Here is a 25,085-nt window from a genome sequence, read left to right on the forward strand (position 1 = left end):
GTCAGCGGGCACCTTCGTCCTCCAAGGCGTACTCGGTGAAGGGCACCGACTCAGCCAGCGCGAGATCACGCCACTGCAAGTACTGGTTGATGCCCGTCGACTCCACCAGCTCCAGATTCAACAGCGTTCCGTCTGGATTGATGTTGACAAGGGCGACGGTCGACTCGTCAAAAAGCCAGAAGTCCTGCTCGGGCAGACCCACCTCACGGTCCGTCAGGTCCAGGATTCGGTAGTCCTCACCGGCCGCGACGTTATCCGGCACCTCCCACGACATCAGGTAGCGCGTGTAGTCGGTGAACGGTCGTCGCACGATCTTCACGCGCTGCATGGTCTTCCCACTCTCCACGTTGGAGCGCACGAGACTATGCCACTCGACATTGCCACCTTGCGGCTTCTCGCCACCGGAAAGGAACAGCCTGAGCTCCTCCACCTCGTCCGGCATGGTGTAGACCTGATGAACTTCGAGCCGAAATGCCGACCGCTCGAACGTGTTCAGGTAGCCCGACAGCTGCTCACCGGTCAAGAGCACGAAGAGCCTCCCGAACAAGCTCGACCGAGATCTGAACCGCCTGCTCGCCTTCGCCCAACTGCAGACCGTCCGCGTTCCGTACCGCGGCCCCCTGCACGACGAGACTTCCCGCGTCGTCCACGTAAACAGCCGGACAGGTCGACTGCTTGCAGTTGCCTGCCACCTTCGTGACCTTCACGTCGCCCCCTTTCTGAAGCAGTGATCGAGAGGCTACGCAGCGTGGTCAGAGGAGGGCAAGATCGGCTGGGGCGTTAGTCGCGTGTTCGCATAGACGTCGCCCGAACGGGTGAGTTGTTGCCACAGTGGACAGACGAGGACGCCCGGTGCGAGGTGCGCCGGGCGTCCCCTTCGGAGGAGCTTGTTCAGTTGGTGGCGGTGGGGCGGAAACCTCGCAGCCGCAAGCTGTTCGTGACCACGAAGACGGAGGAGAAGGCCATGGCCGCGCCGGCGATCATCGGGTTGAGGAGGCCGGTGGCGGCGAGTGGCAGGGCGGCCACGTTGTAGGCGAATGCCCAGAACAGGTTGCCCTTGATGGTTCCCAGGGTGCGGCGGGACAAGCGGATCGCGTCGACCGCCGCGCGGAGGTCGCCCCGCACCAGGGTGAGGTCGCTGGCCTCGATCGCCACGTCCGCGCCGGTTCCCATGGCCAGGCCGAGATCCGCCTGGGCCAGTGCGGCGGCGTCGTTCACGCCGTCGCCGACCATGGCGACCACGCGGCCCTCCGACTGCAACTTCCTGACCACGTCGACCTTGTCGGCCGGCAGCACCTCGGCGATGACCTCGTCGATGCCGACGGTGGCGGCGACCGAGCGGGCCACGGCCTCGTTGTCCCCGGTCAGCAGAACCGGGGTGAGGCCGAGCGCCCTGAGCTGCCGCACCGCCTCGGCCGAGGTCGGCTTCACGGTGTCGGCCACCACGAGCACGCCCCGGGCCTCGCCGTCCCAGCCGACCAGGACCGCCGTGCGGCCCTCGGCCTCGGCCGCGTCCTTGGCCGCCGTCAGGGTCTCGGGCAGGCGCAGGCTCCACTGCTCCAGCAGGGCGGCTCGACCGACGACCACGCCGTGCCCGTCGACCACGCCCTGCACGCCCAGGCCCTGGACGTTGCCGAACTCCTCGACGCCGGGCAGTTCCCCCACCCGCTCGGCCGCACCCTGAGCAACAGCCCGGGCGATCGGGTGCTCGGAGGCGTGCTCCAGCGCCCCCGCCAGCCGCAGCACGGTCTCGACGTCGGTGGACGGGTCGGCGACCACGTCCACCAGCGCCATCTGGCCGGTGGTCACCGTGCCGGTCTTGTCGAGCACGACGGTGTCGACGCGGCGCGTGGACTCCAGCACCTCCGGCCCCTTGATCAGGATGCCGAGCTGGGCGCCCCGACCGGTGCCGACCAGCAGCGCGGTGGGCGTGGCCAGGCCGAGCGCGCAGGGGCAGGCGATGATCAGCACCGCGACGGCCGCGGTGAAGGCGGTGGCCGCTGGCGCGCCGCCGCCGAGCCAGAAGCCGAGGGTGCCCACGGCGAGCGCGATCACGATCGGCACGAAGACCGCCGAGACGCGGTCGGCGAGGCGCTGGATCTCGGCCTTGCCGTTCTGCGCGTCCTCGACGAGCTTGGCCATCTGGGCGAGCTGGGTGTCGCCGCCGACCCGGGTGGCCCGCACGACGAGCCGGCCGCCGGCGTTCACCGTCGCGCCGACCACCTCGTCGCCGGGGCCGACCTCCACCGGCACCGACTCGCCGGTGAGCATGCTCAGGTCGACCGCGGAGCCACCCTCCTCGACCACGCCGTCGGTGGCGACCTTCTCGCCGGGCCGCACCACGAACCGGTCGCCGACCGCGAGCTGGTCGACTGGCACCCGCTGCTCCCGGCCGTCGCGCAGCACCGCGACGTCCTTCGCGCCCAGCTCCAGCAGCGCGCGCAGGGCCGCGCCCGCCCGCCGCTTGGAGCGGGCCTCGAAGTACCGGCCGGCGAGGATGAAGGTGGTGACGCCGGCGGCGACCTCCAGGTAGATGTTGCCGTCGCCGGACATCCGCTGAACGGTCAGGTCGAACCCGTGGCGCATCCCGGGAACCCCGGCGCTGCCGAGGAACAACGCGTACAGCGACCACAGGAACGCGGCCAGCGTGCCCATGCTGATCAGGGTGTCCATCGTGGCCGCGCCGTGCCGCAGGTTCACCCACGCCGCGCGGTGGAACGGCCACGCGCCCCAGAGGATCACGGGCGCGGCCAGCGCCAGGGACAACCACTGCCAGTAGGTGAACTGGAGCGCCGGCACCATGGCCAGCACGATGACCGGGACGGACAGCGCCGCGGACAGAAGAAGCCGGGTGCGCAGCGCCCTGGTCGGGTCCTCCTCCGCCGCGGTCCCCTCGGTGGCGGCCGCGGTCTCCTCGACGCGCGGCGTCGCCGTGTAGCCGGCGGACTCGACGGTCGCCACCAGCTCGTGCGGGTCCATGCCCTTGGGGAAGGAGACCTGCGCCTTCTCGGTGGCGAAGTTGACGGTCGCGGTGACCCCGTCCATCTTGTTGAGCTTCCGCTCGACCCGGGCGGCACAGGACGCGCAGGTCATCCCGCCGATCGCCAGCTCGATGCTGTCCGTCACGCCGGTTCGCTGGTCCAGTGCCGAACTCACCGCGTCCTCCCTGTCGTCCGTGCGCGTGTGCTGGGTCGTGCCCCGGCGTGCCGCCGGGCTGGTCGGTCCCGCCCCGGGGTTACCCGTGGCCGCCGTGCTGGTCACGGTGTTGGTCGCCCGAGTCTGGTCGCTGGTCACCACGCCTCTCCGTTCCGGCGGCGGGCGTTCGCGGCGGGGGCTCCTCGCCCCGGGTGGCCACGGTGAACTCCGCCGTGCGCACCACGTCGCCGTGCTTGAAGTCGAGGAACAGCCGGTAGGTGCCGGCCGTGGGCACCTCGGCGAAGAAGGTCACCTGCGGGCCGGGGGCGGTGCGGCTGTCGCCGGGCGTGCCGTCCGGGTGCACGTGCAGGTAGGCCAGGTCGCCCTGGCGGAGCGCGACGAGGTGCCCGTACGCGCCCAGGTAGGGCTGGAGGTCGGCCACCGGGCGGCCGCCCCTGGTCACGTCGAGGGTGAGCCGGGAGGCGTGCCCGGGGCGGAGGTCGCCGCCGAGCTCCACCCGGTAGCCGTCGACCTCGGCCGCCCTGGTCGGGAACGGCACGACCGGGTTGTAGGCGCCGGGCGCCTGGAGGTCGACCCCCAGCACGACGCCCTGGCCGCCGCGCGGCACGAAGTCCGCGAAGGCCCGGTAGCTGCCGGCGGCGGGCACCGTGACCGGCACGCGCCAGACGCCGTCGGCGGACATCTCGGGGTGCAGGTGCTGGTACGCCGCGCCGTCCCGCCGGACGAGCACGACGTGCATGCGCTTCTCGTGCGCCTCATCGAACTGGGTGACGGCTGCGCCACCCGAACCGGTGATGCGGAAGGCGAACTCCTCGGCGACGCCGGGAGTGAGCGTGGTGCGCTCGGGCACGAACGTGTAGCCGTCCCTGGCCGAGGCGAGGCCGTCCGGCTGGATGCCGGCCGACCCGCCGGGGGCGTGGGGGCCGGGCTCGGCCCCGGCCCCCACGGTGAGCGGTCCGGCGGCGGAGCCCGCCGCCCACGCTCCGGCGAACACGAGCACGAGCGCCGCGCCGTAGGCGGACAGCTTCGCTGCGGTGTTCATCGCCGTGTGCTCAGCTCGCGGCCAGCGCGTAGCCGGCCTCCTCGACGGCGGCGCGCACGTCGTCGTCGCTCAGCGGCGCCGCGCTGGTCACGGTCACCTGGCCGCTGGCCACGTCCACCGCGACGTCGCTGACGCCCTGGATCGCGCGCACCTCCTCGCTCACCGAGCTGGCGCAGTGACCGCAGGTCATACCGGTCACGGTGTAGGTGGTCGTGGTCATGATCGCCTCCTGGGGAATGGGGAGTGGACGGTCGGTCAGGAGCGGACGAGGCGGGCGATGGCGTCGCTGGCCTCCCGCACCTTCGCGTCAGCCACCTCACCACCCTCGGCGATCGCCTGCGCGACACAGTGCCGGAGGTGCTCGTCCACCAACCCCAACGACACCGCCTGCAACGCCTTCGTCGCCGCCGAGATCTGCGTCAGAACATCAATGCAGTACTCGTCGTTCTCAATCATCCGCTGCAACCCGCGCACCTGACCCTCGATGCGCCGCAACCGCTTCAGGTAGTCATCCTTCTCCTGGCTGTAGCCGCGCACGCCCGCCTCCCTCCCTCGTCGTCCGGTCCGTCCGGACCGGACATTTATACCCCTGGGGGGTAAGGGTAGGTCAAGTACCCGGGAGGGGTTCCCCCGCGTGACCGGCGCTACACGGGGCAGGAACACGGAAGGGGCCCCGACCGATGCGGTCGGGGCCCCTCCGGGAGACGCGTGGATCAGGAACGCACGAGACGCGCGATCGCGTCGCTGGCCTCCCGCACCTTCGCGTCAGCCACCTCACCACCCTCGGCGATCGCCTGCGCGACACAGTGCCGGAGGTGCTCGTCCACCAACCCCAACGACACCGCCTGCAACGCCTTCGTCGCCGCCGAGATCTGCGTCAGAACATCAATGCAGTACTCGTCGTTCTCAATCATCCGCTGCAACCCGCGCACCTGACCCTCGATGCGCCGCAACCGCTTCAGGTAATCGTCCTTGCCAGCCGTGTAACCGTGCATGCCCCGGCTCCCGTCCTCCCCGTTCCGCTCCGCCGTACGGTACGCGGGTACCGCTCCCGTCAAAAGCCGTTCGACCGGACCCATCAGGCCAAACGTCCCGTCCGGGACAGTTCCCTCCAAAGTGGACAACCCGGTGTCGGCGGTGGATTTCCCCTCCGGAGCGCCGTGTTCCGGCTCCCGCCCCGGCGTCCCACCCCGACGCCGACGTGATCACGACGCTCCGTGGTCAGCCCCCCGGGGGGCACATCGGGGACGAGAGCGACGAACAGCCATCGCTGGGCCATCTGGACCAAACGGACACCGCCGACCGGGCAGGTGGGTGCGAATGCACAGAGTCCCCCGGCTCTCCCCCATCCGGGTGGTGCCCTCTGCCAAGCTGCAGGCACAGGCCCGAGAACCACTGAGATGGGGGAAGGACGATGAGCAGCGCCGACGAGTGGTTGCGGAGCGCGTTCGAGGAGAACGAACGGATGCTCCGGGAGGCGACCACTCTGCAGGAGGCGATCGGCGGCGCGCGGGGCAACGCCCGCAGCGCCGACGGCATGGTGACCGCCACCGTGGCTCCCGGCGGCGCGCTGGTGTCGCTGGAACTGCACGAGCGCGCGGTCGAGATGGGGTCGCGCCGGTTGCAGGCGGCGATCGTCGAGACGATCCACCGCGCGAACGCGGACGCCGCCGCGAAGCTGGAGGAGGCGGTGCGGCCCTTCGTGGGCGACCGGTTCGACGACGCCATGGCCGCCGCCCAGGCCCAGGTGCCCCCGGTCCCCGGTCTGTCCGACCGGCCGGCGGCGCCCCGACCCGCCGCCGCCCAGCAGTCCGATGACGACGACCTGAGCGAGCAGACCGTCCTGAGGAGCGACTTCTGATGGACTTCACCCTCAAGCCCGCCGCGCTGAGCGCGAAGGCCCGGTACGAGCGCGAGCGCGCGGACGTGATCGACGCGCTGGCCGAGCAGGTGCAGCGCGCCAGGGCCACCGAGGACTGCTTCGGCCTCATCGGCCAGCAGGCCGGTTTCTTCACCGGCTACGACGACATGGTCAGCAAGGTCGAGGAGAACATCCGCAAGGCGGCGGAGTTCCTGCGCACCGCGGCCGACCGCCTCGACGACAGCACCGAGACCTACACCGCTGTCGACCAGGGATTCGCCGAGATGTTCAGCAAGGGCGCCGAAGGGTCGGGTGCGTAACAGTGACGAGTGGACAGCAGTTCTTCGAGCGCGCCGACCCGTGGCAGTCCAGCGGCCCCAAGGTGGACGCGGTCGACAGCTACGACAAGGCCAAGGAGAGCATCAGCAACTTCCAGGACGCCTCGTCGCTGCCCGAGGTCTTCGTCGCCGGCGTCGGCGCGAAGCGGGACGTGCAGGACCTGTTGTCCCACCCGATGCAGAGCTTCTGGGACAACGGGCTCGGTTTCCTCGTCGAGTGGTGCATGACCCCGTTCCGGCCGCTGTTCGAGCAGGTGACCGGCGACCCGGAGCAGATGCGGACCACCGGCGCGGGCTGGGAGAAGATGGCGGAGTTCGTCAACCAGCTCGCCGACCAGGACGCGCGGGAGCAGGAGGGCCTGGCGGCACACTGGGAGGGGCCGGCCGCCCAGGCGCAGGCCAAGCAGAAGGAGGAGTTCCAACAGGGACTGCGCTCGCTGGCCGACTGCTGCAAGCAGCTCAAGGAGCACCTGGACCAGGTCGCCGACTTCTTCGAGGGCCTGTGGGACATCCTCGTGGACATCGTCCGCGAGTTCGTCGAGGGCCTGATCATCACCTGGCTGGCGGCGCTGGCCACGAGCGCGATCTCCTTCGGCGCCTCGGTGGCCGCCGCGTGGGCGACCTCCGTGGCCCGGGTCAGCATCACGTTGTCGCGCATCCTGATGGCGATCAGCAAGGCGCTGCGGTGGCTCGTGCGCGCCCTCCAGGCGCTCAAGCGGCTGTCCACCACCATCCAGGACCTGATCAAGGCGCAGAACATCTGGGTCCGCGCCGCGCTCAAGGCCACCGGCGTCACCAGGGCGGTCCGGACCTACGGCGACCCCATGCGGCTCGTGGTCAAGGGCGCCACCGGTCTGACCGGGATGAAGGCCGGCAAGACGGCGATGCAGAGCGGCAGCGAGCTGGCGACGGACCAGGCCCTGACCGAGGCCGGTGAGTACGCTACGGGCAAGCAACAGCGCAACAACCGCAACCAGGGCAACATGGAGCGTGGGTTCACTTGGTAATCCCGACGGAGGAGGAAGCCGGTCTCGTCCGCGACCTCGCGACGCGGACCTGGCTGCGGGGCGACACCCTGCTCGCGACGGCCGGTTGCGGACCGATCGACAACGAGCGCTTCCGGGTTCCCGGGTTGGACGCCGAGGGCAACGAACGGCCGGTGGGCGGCCGGATCGCCGACGGGTTCATGGACGCGGTCCTGCCCGACGACAGCGTGGCCGGGCACAGCGTCGCCGTCACGGGCCCGCACGCGACGTGCCTCGCCGTCGGGTGTTACCGCGCGGCGCGGCAGCGCAACGCGTGGCTCGTCGTCACGTCCCACCGCGTGGCCGTCCTGCGGTTGCGGGACCTCCAGGGCGACACCGGCGACGCGATGAAGGAGTTCTCCGCGAGCCTGCACGAACCGGAGTCGGTGCGGGGCGTGCAGGGGCTGCGCCAGTTCGGCAAGTTCCTGAAGAACACGGCGGTGGAGGCCGTGCGGGAGGTCCGCCGTCCACCGTTGACCAAACGGCCGCAGGACGCGGCGCTGGTGGCCGAGTTCGAGGTCGGCCGGGCGGAACTGGTGCGGATCGACCGGTGGAAGCCCACGCTGGTGCCGAACCTCCAGCACGGGCCGCGGCACCTCCAGCTCCACTTCGGGGACGGCTCGTGGGCCCGGCTCCAGACCGACGTGGCCGGCGCGATCGCCATGGCGGGTCCGGAAACCGCCTGACGGCAAGGACATCGGGGACGTCCTGCGCGGCGCCGGGATTCACCCGGCGCCGCGCAGGACGTCCTTTCTTCTGCCGCCAACGGTTTCCCCGGGGTCTGGCGACCGCGGGGAACACCAGTCGTGGGAAGGAGATGTCGTGAGCGCGGACCCCGCCGAACTCCACGCCCGGGTCGAGGGCGTGACCGAGGAACTGCGCGCATGGGCGGGCCAGCGGTCCGACATCCGGGCGCTCGCCCTCGTCGGCTCCCACGCCCGGTCTCCGGGGCACGCGACCGCCGAGTCCGATGTGGACATCATGGTGCTCACCACCCGGCTGTCCTGGTACACCGACGGCACCAACCGATTCCCTGGCACCCTGGAGCTGCCGCCGCTGCGGGCGCGGCAGTGGGGCCCGGTCGCGGAGCGGCGACTGCGCCACCGCGCGACCGGACTGGTGGTGGAGCTGAACTTCGCGACCCCGGACTGGGCGGCGACCGAGCCGGCGGTGGACGCCGGCACGCTGCGGGTCATCACCGACGGCCTCCGCGCGCTGCACGACCCGCACGGCCTGCTGGCCCGCCTGGTCGGGACCTGCCGCGCCGTGGCGGGCCGCGAAGGCGGGAACCGGTGAAGTTCTCGGTGATCCGGCGGGAAACCGGGCCGCGCGGCGACGGGGAGCGGATTTCCCAGCGCCGGTCAGCATCACGCCCGGTCGGCCGGCGTCACAGGTAGTTCTCCGGGTGGAGCGGCGGGAACGGCAGCGGTGGGGGCGGGAACGCCGGGCTCGGGTGGCTGGCCGCGGGCGCCGGGACGTCCAGTTCGAGTCCCTCCACGACCAACAGGAACGCGAACGCCACGAGGGCGGCGCCGGAGATCGCCAGGCTGTGGCCCGCGCCGAGCGCGAGGGTCACGGCCGAGGACGGCGGGGTTCCGGTGTCGCCGAGCACCTCCAGCGCCGCGACGCCCAGTCCCGCCCCGAGCACCAACGCGCCCAGCGCCACGATGCCCAGCGGGGCGAGGGCGACGCTGTTCCACATGATCCGTTCCCGGCGGGACAGCGCGACCCTGGCGGAGGGCCGGCGGACGAGCAGCGCCACCACCACGCCACACGCGACGGTGAGCGCGAGCAGGTCGGCGGCCAGCGCGTCGCTGGCCCGGTGCCACCGCGTGGTGACCGTGCTGGCCCCCATCCCGGCCGCCCAGCAGGCGGACAGCAGCGCCGTGGTGATCCGGTGCCGCTGCGGGACGACCATGGTGAGGGCGCAGCAGATCGCCGTCGCGACGGCGGCCTGACCGCTCGGCAGGCTGTTCGGGTCGAGGTCCCGGCCGGCGGCCGAGTCCAGGTGGGGCCGGTCGAGCAGGAACCGCAGGCCCTCGGCCAGCCCGGCGGAGCCGACGACCACCGTCGCCGAGCCGACCCCGAGCGCCATCCGGCCGCGCAGCAGGCCGATGGTGAGCGCGAGCCCCACGGCGAGGCCGAGGGTCAGCACCGTGACGCTCTCCATCGCGTGCGACGCGGCGGCCCGTTCCCCCGCCCCCGAGGTCCTGCCGACCAGGGGGACGTTCTCCAGCCGCTGACCGGCGCTCGTCCACACCGCGACGAGGTAGACCGACACCGCGGCCGCGACACCGGCCACCACCCCCCAGACGGCGCGCACCGTCAACGGGTGGCCGCCGAGCCCGCGGTCCGGGGTCGTCTCCACCAGCACCGTCATCACCCCCTGGCGCCCGCCTGACCGGCAGGCTAACCAGCCGCCGTCACCCCCGCGTCCACGAAGGACGCTCGGCCGCTCGACAACCAACCTGTCGAGCGACACGGCCGGCGGTGGTGTGGGAGACGCGGTCGTCCTCGGAGCGCGCTCCCGGACGGTGACGACGAGACTGTCCCGCACGGCGGTCGGAGTCGGGAGGGACCGTGTGCCGGTGGCTGGCCTACTCGGGCGAACCGATCTTCCTGGACACGCTCGTGGTCCGGCCCAACCACTCGTTGATCGACCAGAGCATGTTCGCCAGGCAGAACTACGTGCCGAACTCCCCGACCACCCGCATGTTCCGGGACGAGGCGCTGCCCACCAACGGCGACGGGTTCGGCCTCGGCTGGTACGGCGAACGCGACTTCCCCGGCCAGTACCGGGACATCCGGCCCGCGTGGAACGACGACAACCTGCACCGGATCGCCGAGCAGGTGCGCTCTCCGCTGTTCCTCGCCCACGTGCGCGCCGCCTACGGCGGGACGATCTCGCGGGAGAACTGCCACCCCTTCTCCTGCCAGCGCTGGCTGTGGCAGTACAACGGCGAGATCGAGGGGTTCTCCCGCGTGTCCCGGGACCTGCGCTTCGACGTCGATCCGGAGCTCTACCCGCAGATCCAGGGCGACGCCGACACCGAGACGTGCTTCTTCCTCGCGCTGTCCCACGGTCTGACCGAGGACGCGCCCGGGGCGCTGACCCGCATGATCGAACGGGTGGAGCGGGCGCAACGCGAGCACCACGTCGACGGCGTGTTCCGCTGCACCGGGGCGACCACCGACGGCGAGACGATCTACGCGTGGCGGTACGCCTCGGACGACACCGCGAAGACCCTGTACTACAACGCGGGCGCCGCGGCGTTGCGCGCGGCCGGCGGGGACGAGATCCCGGTGCCGGAGCACGCGACGATCATCGTCTCGGAGCCGCTGGAACTGCACTACAGCCACCACTGGGTGGAGGTGCCGCCGAACACCCTGGTGATCGCCAGGCGGGGCGGGGAGGTCCACACGCGACCGTTGGAGATCTCCCGCTGACGCCAACCGCGCGGGGCCGCCCCGGCGGTCGCCCTGCGGGCCGGGGCGAGCGGGGCGACGATGTCCCCGCGGGACGCCCGCAGCTCCCACCGCGCCCACGAGCGGGGTGACGGCGCCCGAGGTGTTCGCGGGGGCCGGCGGGCGCGGGATGGAGGTCGCCATGTCCGCTCCGGTGCACGGGGCCGTCGTCGTGGGGTTCGACGGCTCGGAGATCTCCCGCCAGGCCGCGCTGTGGGGCGCGGCGGAGGCGGACAGCCGGCGTCGGTCGCTGCACCTGCTGCACGCCTTCCACTGGCCCGTGGTCGAGCAGATGCGGCTGCGGCTGCCGGCGGGGGTGGTGGCCGAGGAGCCGGTCCGCGAGTGGGTCGAGGGCGCGCTGGCCGACGTGGCCGACCAGTGCCGGGGCGCCCGGCCGGGGCTCGCCGTGACCACCGGGATCGCGGTCGGCGACCCGGTGGACGTCCTCAGCGGCGCCAGCGGGGACGCCGAGTTGGTCGTCGTCGGCCACGCCGGGCTCAGCGCCACGGAGCGGGTGCTCCTGGGCTCGACCGCGGCCGAGCTGGTGCGGCACGCCATCTGCCCGGTGATCGTGCTGCCCGCCGGGGCCACGCCGCCGACCGAGGCGCTGGGCCGCCGGGTCGTGGTGGGCGTCGACGGCTCCGAGGTGAGCCACCGCGCGATCGACTTCGCCTTCGACTTCGCCAGCCGGCACGAGCACGAGCTGGTGGCCGTGCACGCCTGGGCCGACCTGCCGCTGGACGCGTTGGCCCCGGTGCGGGTGTGGGACTTCGACTGGGACGAGGTGCGCTCGGAGGCGACCGAGCTGCTGTCGGCGTCGTTGGCCGGGTTCCAGGAGCGCCACCCGGACGTCCCGGTCCACCGGCTGGTCACCACCGAGCGGCCGATCGAGGCGCTGGTGGAGGCCGCGGCGAACGCCGCCCTCCTGGTCGTGGGCAGCCACGGCCGGGGCGCCCTCGGCAGGGCGCTGCTCGGTTCGGTGAGCCACGCGGTGCTCAACCGGGCCGACTGCCCGGTCGCGGTCCTGCGGCACACCTGAGCGCCCCGCCGCGGGGCCGCTGTGACGCTTTCCGGCCCGGCGCGGTGATCGGGGGCCGGTGTCGGACCGGTGTGCGAGGCTGGGGGACATGGGAACCACCGACCCCACCGACCCCACTGAGGACCCCGAGGTCCTGGCGCTCGCGGCGAAGCTGTTCGGGATGGCCCGCACGGGAGACACCTCGGCGCTCGCGGCCTACGTGGACGCGGGTGTGCCGGCCAACCTCACCAACGACAAGGGCGACACGTTGGTGATGCTCGCCGCCTACCACGGCCACGCCGAGACGGTGGCCGCGCTGCTGGCCAGGGGCGCCGACCCGAACCGGGCCAACGACCGGGGGCAGACCCCGGTGGCCGGCGCGACGTTCAAGGGCGAGGTCGAGGTGGTCCGGGCGCTGCTCGACGGCGGGGCGGACCCGTCGGCGGGTCAGCCCTCCGCAGTGGACACCGCCCGGATGTTCGGTCGGGACGACCTTCTCCGGCTCTTCGGCGCGGAGGGCTGACGCCGAAGATCCCACGAGACGGACCCGACCGGACAGCGCCGTTCGGACTGTGCCGACCGGCGCTGGCTCGCCCGGCGTTTGTGCGGACCAGCGCTGGCTGGACCAGCGCTGGGTGGATCAGCACTGTGTGGATTGGCACCGCGTGGATCGACACTGTGTGGATCGACACCGCGTGGATTGGCGCGGTGTGGATCGACCCGGTGTCGTCTAGACGGCCTGACGCGCGCATCCCCTCGGCAGGAACGGAACGCGGACGCCGTAGGGCAGCGGCACGGGCGCGGCGGGAACCGGGTCGGCGACCTCGAACCGGCCGGTCGCGGCCGAGCGGCGCGGCGTCATCCACTCCTTGACCCAGTGCGTGCGCCAGGCGTGGCGCACCGCCTCGATCCGCTCCGGGTGCAGCCCGCCGTTCCCGACCCTGGTCTCACCGTCCACGTCGATCCCGTGGAACAACGGGTGCCGGACCACCGGGGCGAGCTCGGTGTCCCTCCTGGCCGACGTCCCACCGGCGAGGAGGAACGGCCGGGTCAGCCGGTCGGCCACCCGCAGCACGGGTTCGGTCGGGGACTGCTGCCCCTGGCCGGACTGGCCGCCGCCGGGCTCGGCGTCGATCAGGAACAGGTCGACGCCGGCCCGTTCGTAGTCGGCGACGAGCGCGCGCTCCAGGCAGTCCCCATTCCGGACGCGCAGCACCTTGACCACTGTCACCGGCTCCTCCCACGGGCGGAAGGCCGACTTGAGCGCCCGCACCGCGCCCGGCGACTGGTGTCCGTGCAGCTGCACCCACCGCACGCGGGAGCGGGCGAGGACGTCGTGCAACCACGCCACGTCGTGCACCGTCGTGACCAGAACGGGCCGCAGCCGCCGGGTCGCCCTGACGTGGGCCGACAGTCGCAGGAAGGCATCGGCCGCCAGCTCCGACCGTCCGGGATGGACGGTGCGGAGACCGCCCCTGGCGCCCCCGATCCCGTGTCGCAGCCCGACCAGGTCGACATCCATCCCGGCGAGCAGCTCGACGTCCGCGGTCCTGACCGCGCCACAGATCTTGATTCGCATGACCCCACCCCGTCCGCGCTCAGTTCCGGCCACCGGCGACGTTCACCGGCGCCGAACGGGCCAGGACGGCATGGTCGGCGAAGAGCATCGGGTGCGCGGCGCGCAATCCCTCGATGACCATCCGGTAGGGCAGGTCGACGAACTCCCCGTAGAACCGCAGGAACTCCATGTGCTGTCGGCCCCGCGAGTCGTAGGGGTGGGGCAGTCCGTCCGAGCGGCCGTCGAACTCCGGCGGGGTGATGCCGAGCGCGCGGCACGTCGCGCGGTCGAACGCCGGCGACGCCTTGATCCACCGACCGTCCAACCACATCGACGTCAGGCAGTGGTAGTGCAGGACGTCCCCACCGAGGAGCAGGCGTAATCGCTGGCTGCTCAGGTGGTTCCGGACATCGGTGAGCACGAGCCGACTCGGCACTCCGGCGGCGCGCAGCACCGCCGCGTACAGCACGGCCTTGTGGACGCACATGCCCTGCCCCCGACGCAGGACGGCGCTCGCGCGCAGCCCCCTTCGTGACAGGTCAACGCCGTCGATCTCGTACCGGATGCCGTCCCTGACCGCCTGGTACAGGCGCACGGCGCGCTCGCGCGGGCTCGCGTGGTCCGGCGCGACGCCCCGGACGAACCGGCGCACCTCCCGGGTGTCGAAGTCCAGGAACTCGGTGGGCTGGGACGCGTTGGCGAACTTCTTCTCCCTCATGGGGTCTCCTCCACATCGGACGGCTCGGCTTCCTGCGGGACACCCGCACCCGAGCCTGGGCCGAGGACTCTCGCGATGCGGTCGCGCCTGTCCGCCGGGCGTCTGTTTGGCTGGTGTCTGTTTGGCTGGGGTCTTCCGGGTCGGGGCGCGGTGACGGCACCGCGTGGTTCCTGTTCCGGTCCGTGCCCCGCCGGGTGCCTTCGCCACCGAGACGCACACTGCGAACAGCGCTGAGAACACGGTACTCCCGGACACCCGTAGCTTGGCTATAGGCAAATTGGTCGTCATGTTCTCGTTGCGGCAGAAGAGTTTTCGTCCACCGCGGCCCTCGGGGCCGCCGGAGTGGACGGGATGACGGGACTCTCGGGCGGACGTACATAGTGGGCAGAAGATCAATCTCGGGCCGGTTCCCCGGTTCGGCGAACACCAGTCGCAGCGCGCCCCGTGCCCCCTTCGGACACCCCGCGCGCCGGAATCGCTTCGGCCGACACGGGATGCGCGCCCCGTCGCGCCAGCCCGCGCCGACGCTCTGGCCGTGCTCGCCAACGCGGTTGTCGTGGTTCCCAGTCCCCGCCGGGCAACGCCTTCCCCAACCCGGGCAACGCCTTGATCAAATCTCCGCGCCGACCGCCGCGACCCGCGCGGCCGCACGTCGGGCTCCACCGCCATGGCCAACTCCGTGCCCCCTCGCTCGACGTCCTTGTCCAGAACGGAAAACCGGTGTCGCACCGGCGCGTCCACAACTTTCCAGCGCAATCAAACCTGATCGCACGACCCGGTCAGAAAGTCCACAGTGGAGTGCCGAGGTGCTGGTGGAGGCCGGTGGCGCGAGGCGCCGCACGAGCCGGGAACAGCACACCGACCACCGCCGGGGACAGTCGCACGCCCGCGTCCCGCCCCCGCTGGGGGGGTGGACGCGGGCGTGCGACGCCGTCGCGCGAAGCGGCTAGGGAGTGCCCGAATAGTACGAATCCGCGACGTCCAACGCGACGTCGACCGCGGCCAGACCCCGGCGCAACTCGGCCTCCCGGATCACCAGTGGTGGCACGACGTGCAGGCGGTTCATGTGGACGAAGGGCCAGACCCCCTCGGCCCGGCAGGCCGCCGCCACCCGGGCCATCGGCTCGGCGGCCGGCCCGCTCGCGTTGAACGGCACCAACGGTTCCCGGGTTCCCCGATCGCGCACCAGTTCGAGCGCCCACATCAGGCCCCGACCCCGGACGTCGCCGACCGAGGGATGCCGATCGGCCATGGCGCGCAACGACGGCGCGACGACCTCGGAACCCATGCGCCGCACGTGGTCGAGCACGCCGTCCTCCTCGAACACCTCGATCGAGGCCACTCCCGCGGCGCAGGCCAACGGATGTCCCGAGTAGGTCAGCCCACCGGGATAGGCGCGGTCCGCGAAGGTCCCGGCGACCCGCCGGGACACCACGACACCGCCCAGCGGCACGTACCCGGAGTTCACCCCCTTGGCGAAGGCGATCAGGTCCGGGGTGACGCCCCACGCGTCCACGGCGAACCACTCGCCCACGCGTCCGAAGCCGGCCATGACCTCGTCGCAGACGAGCAGAATCCCGTGCTGGTCGCAGATCTCCCGCAGCCCGGCCAGGTATCCGTCGGGCGGCAGGAGAACCCCGTTGGTGCCCACGACCGTCTCCACCAACACCGCCGCGACGGTGCCCGGCCCTTCGAGTTGGACAACCTCGACCAGATGCGCCAGGGCGCGCTCGCACTCCTGCCGCTCGTCCGTTGCGTGGAACGGGGATCGGTAGGGGTACGGGCCGAAGAAGTGGACCACACCGGGGATTCCGGGCTCGTTCGGCCACCGCCTCGGATCACCGGTCAGTGTGAGTGCGCCAGCCGTCGCACCGTGGTAAGAGCGATAGCACGAAAGGACCTTGTGCCGTCCGGTGTGCAACCGCGCCATCCGCACGGCGTGCTCGACCGCCTCGGCCCCGCCGTTGGTGAAGAACACCTTGTCCAGATCGCCGGGAGCGCGTTCGGCGATCATCCGGGCGAGCTCTCCCCGCACGTCCACCGCGAACTGCGGCGCGACCATGCACAGCCGTCCCGCCTGCTCCCTGATCGCGGCCACCAGTCGGGGGTGCTGGTGCCCCAGGTTCATGTTGACCTGTTGCGACGCGAAGTCGAGGTACCGGTTCCCGTCGTGGTCCCAGAACCAGCACCCCTCGGCCCCCACGACCGCCAGCGAGCTCGCGCCGACCTGCCGCGCCCAACCGCGGAACACGTGCTCCTGGTCGTCGGCGAGAATTCGTTCGCTGCCCGCCACTTCGGCGTCCCCGCGCTCCGCGGGGCGCGGGGAGACGCCCGAACTTGCGCCGTCCTGCGGGGAATTGTCATCCTGGGCGCGCGAATCTCCCGTCGTACAAGCAGATTCGCGCAGGGACACGCGCTGGTCGCTGCTCATGGCCGCCCGTCACCTCCACGGCTTCCAGTGATCCACCCGACGATCGCGGCGACGACCTCGCGGCGGTGTGGCACGAGAAAGAAGTGGTCCCCGGGAAACACCCGGAGCCGGAACCGCCCGGTCGTGGCGTCCGCCCACGCGCTGACGGCGGTCAGGTCCGCGCCCTCGTCCCGATCCCCGATGAGGGCCAGGACGTCCACCGACAGCGGTGGCGCCGGCGCGGGCTCGTAGGACTCGATCAACCGGTAGTCGTTGCGCACCACGGGGAACAGCAGCGCGCGCAGCTCCGGGTCGGCCAACACCTCGGCTGGGGTGCCGCCGAGTTCCGCGAGGGCCTGGCCGAACCGCTCGTCGTCCAGCCGGTGCGTCATGTGCTCCACCGGGGTGCGCCGCTGTTCGCGCGGTCCGACCTGTCCGGACACGGCGAGCAGCTCGACCGCCTCCGGCCGCCGCGCAGCCAGTCGCCGCGCGACCTCGTAGGCCACCGAGGCGCCCATGCTGTGTCCGAACAACACCAACGGCCGCGTCAGGTCCCGCGCGAGGTCCTCGGCGACCGCGTCGGCCAGCTCCGCCATGTCCGAGACGAACGCCTCTCGCGTCCGGTCCTCGCGGCCGGGGTACTGCACGGCCACCAGCTCGACGTCGGCGGGCACCAGGTCCAGCCAGGAGCGGAAGAACCCGCCACCGCCACCCGCGTGCGGGAAGCACACCAGGCGCCGTCGGGCCAGGGGGCGCGGGCGGAACGCCCGGAGCGACCCGCTCCGCCCCGGAGCGGACGTGCTCGCGCCGCTCATCCGACACCCCGCCGCGCCCGGATCCTCGGCTCGGGCCCGGTGACCTCGTCCGGCCCGGCGGTTGAATCCGGTGCGGGGGCCGGGTCCGCCGCGGCGAGCAGGGACCGCACGATCTCTCCCGCCCGAACGGCCACGTTGGACAACAGGGTCGAGCCGATGCCGTGCGTGTGCTCGGTCGCTCCCTGGACGTAGATCCCGGCCGCCACGGACTCCACGGTCACCGCCCGGTAGTCCCGCTCGATCCGGAGCCGGCCCTCCCCGTCGCGCAGGCAGAGCTCGCCGACGGCGCCGAGGACGGTGAGCGGATCGACCGGGCGGTACCCGGTCGCGAAGATCAGCGCGTCGGCCTCGATCACGCTCAACGCCCCGCTGGGCAGGAACTCCACGGTGGCCCGGACGCTGTCCTCGGCCGGCCGCACGTCGACGACCCGCGACGCGTTGACGACGTGCAACCGCCGCTCGCCCCGCACCTTCTCCTGGTACTCCCTGCGGTACAGCTCGTCGATGAGGTCCAGGTCGACCGCGGAGTAGTTGGTGCCCCTGTGGTAGTTCCACAACAGCCGCCTGACGTCGTCGGACGCCTCGAAGAAGTGTTCCACCGCACCAGGATCGAAGATCCGGTTGGCGAACGCGCTGTCGTCGGCCGGCGCGTAGCCGTACCGCGCGAACACCGCGTGGACGTGCCCGTCGGCGAACCGGCTGTGCAGGTGTTGGGCGGTCTCGGCGGCGCTCTGCCCCGCGCCGACGACGACGAACGTCGGATGCTTCCGCGCGGTGAGCGACTCCAGGCGCGGCAGGAGGTCGCAGTTGTGCCAGATCCGGTCGGAGTTCGGCAGGTCCGGCGGGAGGAACGGCCGGAGTCCGGCCGCGACAACGACGTTGCGCGCCCGGCGCGTCGTCAGCGTCCCGTCGGCGGCGCGGGCGACCACGTCGACGCTGTCGACGACGCCGTCCCGTTCGACCGGTCGCACGTCGACCACCTCGCGGTCGTACTCGACCAGGTGGGCGAGCTGGCCGGCGGCCCACACAAGGTAGTCGTGGAACTCCAGGCGGGACGGGAACAACGCCTTGTGGTTGACGAAGTCCGCCAGGCGGCCCCGCTCGTGCAGATAGGCCAGGAAGCTGAACCTGCTGGCGGGATCGCGCATCGTGGTCAGATCCTTGAGGAAGGACACCTGCATCGTCGTGCCGGGCAGGAGCATCCCGCGGTGCCAGCCGAACCGGGGTTGGCGCTCAAGGAACAGCGCGCGCAGCTCGTCGTGCCGCGGGGCCTGCCGGTTGTGCTCCTCCACGGCGATGGCGAGCGCGAGGTTGGCCGGCCCGAAGCCGATTCCCACCACGTCGTACGGCGGACTCTCCGGTCGCGACATCACGTCCTCACTCCCCGTCCAGGTTCCGACGCCACTGGTCCCCCTCCACCGGCGGTCCGCCGCTCCGCGTCTCCACCGGCCCGCAAGCGTGACGGGCGTCGTGGTCACCTGCCGCGGACATCCCGGTGCGGGCCGAAGAGGGTGGCCTCGTCCGGCGTGACCGAGCGGATCGGGCGGGAGACGACGGTGTGGTTGAGGAAGTGCCGCCAGGTCACGTTCTCCGACTGGCTGCACCCGCCCCAGCTTCCGCTGGCCACGGTGGGGGTGAACGCCATCCCGTTGTCGAAGCTGCCGCTGTTGGACAACGTCGTCTGGTTGACCATCACCCTGGCCACCGGCATCCGCTCGGCCAGCGCCAGCACGCGGTCCTGGCGGCTCGTGTGGATGCCGCAGCTGTGGCCCCGGCCGTTGCGGTCGAGCACGGCCATGACCCCGGCGACGGCCGCCTCGAACCCGCGGTAGGTCAGCACGGCCAGCACCGGCGTCAACTTCTCCGTGAGCAACGGATCGGGCCGGTGGGCGTCCGCGACCGGGACGACGAGTACGGCAGTACCGTCCACATCGGACAGTTGAATGCCGGCGCCCGCCGCGATGACCACCGCCGAGCGGCCCACCAGTTCACGGTTCAACGACGTGCCGTCCGGCCACAGGGCCCGCCGCAGCCGGTCGGCCTCGGCGGCGTCGCAGAGGTGGCCGCCGCGCCGGGCGAGCTCGGCGAGGAACTGCCCGGCGACCGTCTCCTCGACGAACACGTTGCTCTCCGACGAGCAGGACGTGCCGTGGTTGAAGCTGGTGCCGACGGCGATCCTCTCGGCCGCGGCGGCCAGGTCCGCGGTCTCGTCCACGATGACCGTCGCGTTGCCCACGCCCGCGCTGATCGCCGGTGTGCCGCTCTCGTAGGCCCTGCGCACCGTTCCGGCCCCGCCCGCGGCGACAACGGTGTCCGCGGCCGACATGAGCGCGGTGACGGCCTCTCTTCCGCCAATCTCCAGGCACTGCACCAGGTCCACCGGCGCGCCGACCCCGTCCAGCGCCACGCGGACGAGGCGCACCGTCTCGGCCGCCGAGCGCCGCGCCCTCGGGTTGGGGCTGACGATCACCGCGTTGCGGGTCTTGAGCATCGGGATGACGTTGCCGGCCACCCCGGAACAGGGCGCGGTGGCCGGACTGGCCACGGCGATCACGCCCAGCGGCTTGGCCAGCCGGCGCAACCCCAGCTCCGGCACGTCCTCCACGACGCCGACGGTGGTCGCGCCGTGCACGTCCCGCATCGTGCCCAGCACCCGTTTGCGGTGCAGGCGGAACAGGTCCTCGGGGTTGCCGAACCCGGTCTCGCGGTACGCCAGCTCCGCCAGGCGCCGGGCGTTGTCCTCCCGGTAGCACTGCCACCCGACGGCGGCCACCACCTCGTCCACCCGCCGCTGCGACCAGAGCGCGGCCTCCGCCTGGGCGGCGCGCGCCCGTTCCACCGCCCGTCCAACAGCTTCCGCTACCACTGTGGCCTCTCCCGGCTCTCTCCTGCGCCTCGGGCCGGCGGACGCGGGGCACGCCCGCCGGGCGTCCCCCTCACTCCCGGCCGCCGGTGTGGACGGTCAGGGCCCCCAACGCCGCGAACCACAGTTCGGCCAGCTCGCGCACGGCCGACGCGGGCAGCAACGCGCCCGGCCACGACCAGCGCACGACGAGCTCGGGCCCCTCGGCGTGGTTGAGGGCGTAGGCGTTGACGTCGAGGGCGTAGCCGACCGGCATGTCCGGGTCCACGCCGTGGCCCAGCTCCGCGTTCTCCTCGGCGAGGCGGAACTCGGAGCGCGCGGTCTCGCCGGTGGCGAACCGGCCCAGGTAGTTGAACTCGATCTGGGGCGTGGGCAGGGCCCGCAGGACCGGCGCGGTCTCCGGGTTGAGGTACCGGAGCAGGCCGAAACCGACGCCGTTGTCCGGAACCGCCGCCAGGTGTCGCCGGACGCGGTCCAGCGCCTCGCCGGCGGCCTCGCCGCCGGCCATGGCCTGGTCGAGGTCCAGCCCGCCAACGTCCAGCCGCACCGGGTGGACGCTGGTGAACCAGCCGACGGTGCGGGACAGGTCGACCTCACCGGCGAGCCGCTCCTCCCGGCCGTGGCCCTCCAGGGCCACCAGCACCGAGCCGTCGCCCTCGTCGCGGCCCCGCCGGCGTCGCCACCGCGCGACGGCCAGGGCCAGCGCGGTGAGCAGCACGTCGTTGACGCCGACGCCGAACGCCGCCGGGACCGAGGTCAACAGGGGCCGGGTGCGCTCCACGGGCAGGTGCAGCGTCAGGTCCTCGACCGTTCCCGAGACGTCCTGCCCCGCCGACAGCGGCCGGTCGCCGAGCACCGGGTCCGGACCGTCCAGAGTGGACTTCCACCAGTCCAACTCGGCCACCCGGTCCGGCCGCCGGGCCGCCTCGTGGACGGCCGAGGCCCAGCGGCGGAACGACGTGCGGACCGGCTCCAGCTCGACCGGACGCCCCTCCCGCACGGCGGCCCACGCGGCGGCCAGATCGGGCAACAGGATCCGCCAGGAGACACCGTCCACCACGAGGTGGTGCACGGTCACGAGCAGCCGGCCCTCCGCCTCCGGTCCCGCGTCGAGCCAGGCGACCTGGACCATGACACCGGCGGCCGGGTCGAGCCGGCCCAGGGACTCCGCGAACTGCGCGGAGATCGCGGCGCGCAGGCCGTCGCCGTCCAGACCCGCCACGTCCACGCGGCGGACCACCGCCTCCGCCCGCACCGTCCCCACGGGCCGGACGTCAAGCAGCCAGTCGTCCCGGTCGGCGCCGGGAACCAGCCGGGCGCGCAGCACGTCGTGCCGGTCCAGCACCGCGCGCACGGCGGCGACCAACCCGTCCCGGTCCAGTCCGGCCGGCGCGACGAGCAGGTTCGACTGGGAGTAGCGGTCGAACGGGCCGCCCGTCTCGGCCAGCCACCGCATGATGGGCGTGGGGGCGAGCTCGCCCAGGGCGGTAGCGGCGTCGGTATCGGCAGCGTCGGCGGTCCGGTCCCCGGCCTCGCCGGCCACCGTCGCCAGCTCGCGAACGCTCCTCCGCTGGAACACGTCCCTCGGCGAGATCGCCAGACCCGCGGCGCGGGCCCGCGAGACGAGCTGGATGGAGACAATGCTGTCTCCGCCCAGCTCGAAGAAGTCGTCGTCCACCCCGACGCGCGCCAGGCCGAGCAGATCGGCGAACAGCTCGCAGAGCACCTTCTCTCGCGGCGTCTCCGGCTCCCCGCCGCCCACCAGCTCGGCGAGGTCGGGCGCGGGCAACGCCCTGCGGTCGAGTTTTCCGTTGGTGGTCAGGGGAAGCGCGGTCAGCGGGACGAACGCGGCCGGCACCATGTGCGACGGCAGCGCGGCGGCCACGTGGTCGCGCAACGCGCCGGCGGCCGGTGTCGCCCCGTCGACCCCGACAGCGCCAACCACATAGGCCACCAACCGCCGGACGCCGGGCTGGTCCTCCCGCACCACGACGGCGGCGCGCGAGACCTCGGCGTGCTCCTCCAGGAGTTTCTCGATCTCCCCCGGCTCGATGCGGAATCCCCGGACCTTCACCTGGTCGTCGGCGCGGCCCACGTAGTCGAGCCGGCCGTCTTCGGTCCACCGCACCACATCTCCGGTGCGGTACATCCGGGAACCGGCCTGGCCGAAGGGATCGGCGACGAAGCGGTGCGCGGTCAGCGCGGCACGCCGCAGATATCCCCGCGTGACACCGGCTCCGGCCACATAGAGCTCTCCGGCCACACCGGGCGGTACCGGGCGCAGTCCCGCGTCGAGCACGTAAACCCGGGTGTTGGCGATGGGCCGACCGATCACCGGGCGGTCGGTCTCGGCAACCCTGGCCACCACGGAGTCCACAGTGCACTCCGTCGGGCCGTAGAAGTTGTACGCCTCGGTGCCCTGGAAGGCCCGCATCCCGGCCCACTGCGAGGCGGGCACCGCCTCGCCGCCCACCCCGAGGACGGCCAGCGGGCACCGTCCGTCCCGGACGAGGCCGGAGGTGGCGAGCTGCGCGAAGTAGGACGGCGAGACCTCGATGAAGTCCACGCCGCGGTCGAGCAGCACCGCGACCTGGAGACGCGGGTCCCCGCGCACCTCGTCGGACAGCAACACGATCTCGTGCCCGCCGAAGATCCCGACCAACGGCTGCCAGGAGGCGTCGAAGGAGAACGACCAGCCGTGCCCGATCCGCAGCGGACGCCCGCCCACCGCCCGGCTCGCCGGCCCGTAGACGTGCTCCTGGTGGTTGTGGAACAGGTTCACCACGTTCTGGTGCGTCGCCACGACCGCCTTCGGCGTGCCGGTCGAGCCGGAGGTGTAGATGACGTAGGCCGCGTTGGTCGGCGACAGCGGAAGACGGCGGTCCGCGTCGGTCGGGTCGCGGTCCGACCGGCCGGCCAGGTCCGCCCGCAGCTCCGGCGAATCCAGTGCCACTGGGGAAAGGCCGGCCACCGGCGGCAGGGACGCCGCGATCTCCGCGGTGGTCAGGAGTGCGACGGGCGCGGCGTCGGAGAGCATGAAGGCGATGCGGTCGGCCGGGTAGTCCGGGTCGACCGGCAGGTAGGCCGCACCCGCCTTCTGCGCCGCCAGCAGGGAAACCACGATGTCCACCGACCTCGGCAGGACCAGCGCGACGACGTCCTCCGGCCCCACGCCCAGGTCGAGCAGCCACCACGCGAGCTGGTTGGCGCGGCGGTTCAGCTCCGCGTACGTCAGCTCCTCATCCTCGAAGACAAGCACCGTGTCGTGCGGGGTGCGCTCGACCTGGCGTTGGAACAACGCAGGAAGCGTGGTGGTGGGGACCGCGAGATCCGCGCCGTTCCAGTCGACGAGCAGCCGGCGGCGCTCCTCGTCGGACACCAGGTCGAGTTCGGTGACCGGCGCGTCCGGGTGCGTGACGATCCCGTCGAGCAGGCGCAGCAACCGCGCCGCGGTCCGCTCGACCCATTCCCGACCCACCAGGTCCGCCTGGTACTCCAGGCCCAGCCGCAACCGGCCGTGCACCACCAGCGGCACGAGCGTCAGCGGGTAGTGCGTCGCGTCGCGGTTCGCCAGCCCCCGCACCCGCAGCGCGCCGGCGGCGTGGTCGCGCTCCAGGCTCTCCGAGATCAGCGGCGCGTTCTCGAACACCACGAGGGTGTCGAACAGCTCGCCGAGCCCGGCCGCCCGCTGGACGTCGGTGAGGCTGAGGTGGTGGTGCGGCAGCAGAGCCGCCTGCTCGGCCTGGAGTCGGCGCAGCAGCGCGGAAACACTCTCCTCGGGCCGGACCCGCAGTCGCACCGGCAGGGTGTTGGTGAACAGCCCGATCATCGACTCCACGCCCGGCACGTCGGAGGGCCGGCCGGACACCGAGGCGCCGAACACGACGTCGTCGCGTCCGGTCAGCCGGGCCAGCAACAGACCCCACGCGGCCTGCACGACGGTGTTCACCGTGACGCCGTGCGCGCGGGCGCGGCCGGCGAGCCGCTCGGTGGCGGTCCCGTCGAGCTCCACCTCCACCTTCTCCGGTCGGGTCGGCACCCGGGTGGGGTCGGCCGACACGAGCAGGGTCGGCTCGGCCAGACCGGCCAGCGCGGTCCGCCACGCGTCCTCCGCCGCCGCCCGGTCCTGCCGACCCAGCCAGGCCAGGTAGTCGCGGTAGGGCGGTGCGGGAGGCAGGTCCGCGTCGAGACCGTTCCGCGCGTAGATGCCGAACAGCTCCCGCACCAGCAGGGGGACCGACCACCCGTCGAGGAGGATGTGGTGGGCGTGGACCACGAGCCGGTGCAGCTCGTCGTCGAACCGGTGCAGCGCGAACTCGACCAGCGGCGGGTTCGCCAGGTCGAACCGCCGGCCCCGCTCGACGTCCAGAACCCGGTCGAACTCCGGCTCCCGGTCGGCCGGCGCGTGACCGGACAGGTCGTGCTCCCGCCAGTGCGGGACGACGGCGCGCGGCACGACCTGCACCGGCCTCGGCACGCCCTCGCTGACGAAGGCGGCCCGCAGGTTGGGGTACCGGCGCAGGAGCCGTTCGGCCGAGGTCCGCAGCACCCGCGCGTCGAGCGGGCCGCGCAGCTCCAGGACGAGCTGCATGGTGTAGACGTCCTGGGCCCGTTCGTCGAACAGCGCCAGGAACAGCAAGCCCTCCTGCAGCGGCGACAGGGGCAGGATGTCCTCGATCCCCGCCTGGGCGCCCATCGCATTCCTCCACCGGTCGGTTCGGACGGGACCGCGCGCCGGCGACCGCCCCTCCCCCACAGCCGGCACCCGGCCGCCCGCGTTGCGGAAAACGCACGCGTGCGAACAGGTGACACCGGC

General features: G+C 72.4%; 23 protein-coding genes. 8 read left to right on the top strand and 15 right to left on the bottom strand.

The features are described from left to right. Window position 1 precedes the first annotated feature (1 nt). The 7 genes from BUE43_RS09270 to BUE43_RS09300 all read right to left on the bottom strand — a co-directional run bounded on the left by BUE43_RS09270 (window position 2) and on the right by BUE43_RS09300 (window position 5,193). The gene (locus tag BUE43_RS09270) at window positions 2-529 is read right to left on the bottom strand and encodes a DUF6879 family protein (RefSeq protein ID WP_073481093.1); all 528 of its coding nucleotides are present in this window, start codon (window positions 527-529) and stop codon (window positions 2-4) included. Beyond that, a complete protein-coding gene (locus BUE43_RS09275) occupies window positions 513-707 on the bottom strand; it encodes a hypothetical protein (protein ID WP_073481095.1) in 195 nt (64 codons plus the stop codon). The genes BUE43_RS09270 and BUE43_RS09275 overlap by 17 nt, the downstream gene beginning before the upstream one ends. Window positions 708-891: 184 nt before the next feature. Next, on the bottom strand, window positions 892-3,093 hold the full coding sequence (locus BUE43_RS09280; RefSeq protein WP_083959605.1) for a heavy metal translocating P-type ATPase: 2,202 nt from the start codon (window positions 3,091-3,093) through the stop codon (window positions 892-894). Window positions 3,094-3,235: 142 nt separating this feature from the next. Next, window positions 3,236-4,198 (bottom strand): hypothetical protein, encoded by a 963-nt coding sequence (locus BUE43_RS09285; protein WP_073481097.1) that lies wholly within the window; start codon window positions 4,196-4,198, stop codon window positions 3,236-3,238. Between the two features lie 10 nt (window positions 4,199-4,208). Further along, complete coding sequence (locus BUE43_RS09290) at window positions 4,209-4,418, bottom strand: heavy-metal-associated domain-containing protein (protein WP_073481099.1); 210 nt, start codon at window positions 4,416-4,418, stop codon at window positions 4,209-4,211. A 35-nt stretch (window positions 4,419-4,453) separates the two neighbouring features. After that, window positions 4,454-4,735: a metal-sensitive transcriptional regulator gene (locus BUE43_RS09295; RefSeq protein ID WP_073481101.1), complete on the bottom strand. Its 282-nt coding sequence runs from the start codon at window positions 4,733-4,735 to the stop codon at window positions 4,454-4,456. A 176-nt stretch (window positions 4,736-4,911) separates the two neighbouring features. Continuing rightward, complete coding sequence (locus BUE43_RS09300; RefSeq protein WP_073481103.1) at window positions 4,912-5,193, bottom strand: metal-sensitive transcriptional regulator; 282 nt, start codon at window positions 5,191-5,193, stop codon at window positions 4,912-4,914. A 419-nt stretch (window positions 5,194-5,612) separates the two neighbouring features. Here BUE43_RS09300 and BUE43_RS09305 point away from each other — a divergent pair, with 419 nt between their 5' ends. The 5 genes from BUE43_RS09305 to BUE43_RS09325 all read left to right on the top strand — a co-directional run bounded on the left by BUE43_RS09305 (window position 5,613) and on the right by BUE43_RS09325 (window position 8,718). Beyond that, the gene (locus BUE43_RS09305; protein WP_073481105.1) at window positions 5,613-6,059 is read left to right on the top strand and encodes a YbaB/EbfC family nucleoid-associated protein; all 447 of its coding nucleotides are present in this window, start codon (window positions 5,613-5,615) and stop codon (window positions 6,057-6,059) included. After that, window positions 6,059-6,379: a hypothetical protein gene (locus BUE43_RS09310; RefSeq protein ID WP_073481107.1), complete on the top strand. Its 321-nt coding sequence runs from the start codon at window positions 6,059-6,061 to the stop codon at window positions 6,377-6,379. Before BUE43_RS09305 ends, BUE43_RS09310 begins: the two co-directional genes overlap by 1 nt. 2 nt (window positions 6,380-6,381) lie before the next feature. Then, window positions 6,382-7,404 (top strand): WXG100 family type VII secretion target, encoded by a 1,023-nt coding sequence (locus BUE43_RS09315; RefSeq protein WP_073481109.1) that lies wholly within the window; start codon window positions 6,382-6,384, stop codon window positions 7,402-7,404. Then, complete coding sequence (locus BUE43_RS09320) at window positions 7,398-8,108, top strand: hypothetical protein (protein WP_073481111.1); 711 nt, start codon at window positions 7,398-7,400, stop codon at window positions 8,106-8,108. The genes BUE43_RS09315 and BUE43_RS09320 overlap by 7 nt, the downstream gene beginning before the upstream one ends. A gap of 136 nt (window positions 8,109-8,244) precedes the next feature. After that, window positions 8,245-8,718: a nucleotidyltransferase domain-containing protein gene (locus BUE43_RS09325; RefSeq protein WP_073481113.1), complete on the top strand. Its 474-nt coding sequence runs from the start codon at window positions 8,245-8,247 to the stop codon at window positions 8,716-8,718. Window positions 8,719-8,809: 91 nt separating this feature from the next. On the opposite strand, the gene BUE43_RS09330 is transcribed toward BUE43_RS09325, so the two are convergent. After that, complete coding sequence (locus BUE43_RS09330) at window positions 8,810-9,796, bottom strand: phosphatase PAP2 family protein (protein WP_143174065.1); 987 nt, start codon at window positions 9,794-9,796, stop codon at window positions 8,810-8,812. Window positions 9,797-10,002: 206 nt separating this feature from the next. Between BUE43_RS09330 and BUE43_RS09335 the strand changes: the two genes are divergently transcribed. The 3 genes from BUE43_RS09335 to BUE43_RS09345 all read left to right on the top strand — a co-directional run bounded on the left by BUE43_RS09335 (window position 10,003) and on the right by BUE43_RS09345 (window position 12,428). Beyond that, window positions 10,003-10,869 carry a class II glutamine amidotransferase gene (locus BUE43_RS09335; RefSeq protein ID WP_073481116.1) on the top strand — a complete coding sequence of 289 codons (867 nt, stop codon included), beginning with the start codon at window positions 10,003-10,005 and terminating at the stop codon, window positions 10,867-10,869. A gap of 160 nt (window positions 10,870-11,029) precedes the next feature. Then, complete coding sequence (locus BUE43_RS09340; RefSeq protein WP_073482484.1) at window positions 11,030-11,926, top strand: universal stress protein; 897 nt, start codon at window positions 11,030-11,032, stop codon at window positions 11,924-11,926. An 88-nt stretch (window positions 11,927-12,014) separates the two neighbouring features. Beyond that, entirely contained in the window at window positions 12,015-12,428 is a 414-nt protein-coding gene (locus tag BUE43_RS09345) for an ankyrin repeat domain-containing protein (RefSeq protein WP_073481118.1), read from the top strand. Window positions 12,429-12,635: 207 nt separating this feature from the next. Here BUE43_RS09345 and BUE43_RS09350 read toward each other — a convergent pair whose 3' ends face one another. The 7 genes from BUE43_RS09350 to BUE43_RS09380 form a co-directional block, all read right to left on the bottom strand. After that, complete coding sequence (locus BUE43_RS09350) at window positions 12,636-13,484, bottom strand: hypothetical protein (protein ID WP_073481120.1); 849 nt, start codon at window positions 13,482-13,484, stop codon at window positions 12,636-12,638. A 19-nt stretch (window positions 13,485-13,503) separates the two neighbouring features. Then, on the bottom strand, window positions 13,504-14,181 hold the full coding sequence (locus BUE43_RS09355; protein ID WP_073481122.1) for a transglutaminase-like domain-containing protein: 678 nt from the start codon (window positions 14,179-14,181) through the stop codon (window positions 13,504-13,506). 946 nt (window positions 14,182-15,127) lie between these two features. Next, complete coding sequence (locus BUE43_RS09360; protein ID WP_083959521.1) at window positions 15,128-16,612, bottom strand: aspartate aminotransferase family protein; 1,485 nt, start codon at window positions 16,610-16,612, stop codon at window positions 15,128-15,130. Next, window positions 16,609-17,406, bottom strand: coding sequence for a thioesterase II family protein (locus BUE43_RS09365; protein ID WP_073481127.1), 798 nt, complete (start codon window positions 17,404-17,406; stop codon window positions 16,609-16,611). The genes BUE43_RS09360 and BUE43_RS09365 overlap by 4 nt, the downstream gene beginning before the upstream one ends. Further along, the gene (locus tag BUE43_RS09370; RefSeq protein ID WP_073481129.1) at window positions 17,403-18,776 is read right to left on the bottom strand and encodes a lysine N(6)-hydroxylase/L-ornithine N(5)-oxygenase family protein; all 1,374 of its coding nucleotides are present in this window, start codon (window positions 18,774-18,776) and stop codon (window positions 17,403-17,405) included. Before BUE43_RS09370 ends, BUE43_RS09365 begins: the two co-directional genes overlap by 4 nt. Before the next feature lie 104 nt (window positions 18,777-18,880). Continuing rightward, entirely contained in the window at window positions 18,881-20,272 is a 1,392-nt protein-coding gene (locus BUE43_RS09375; protein WP_073481131.1) for an aldehyde dehydrogenase family protein, read from the bottom strand. Window positions 20,273-20,342: 70 nt separating this feature from the next. After that, window positions 20,343-24,965: a non-ribosomal peptide synthetase gene (locus BUE43_RS09380; RefSeq protein WP_073481133.1), complete on the bottom strand. Its 4,623-nt coding sequence runs from the start codon at window positions 24,963-24,965 to the stop codon at window positions 20,343-20,345. Window positions 24,966-25,085 lie beyond the last annotated feature (120 nt).

It is taken from the genome of Streptoalloteichus hindustanus (assembly GCF_900129375.1).
Lineage (GTDB): Bacteria > Actinomycetota > Actinomycetes > Mycobacteriales > Pseudonocardiaceae > Streptoalloteichus > Streptoalloteichus hindustanus.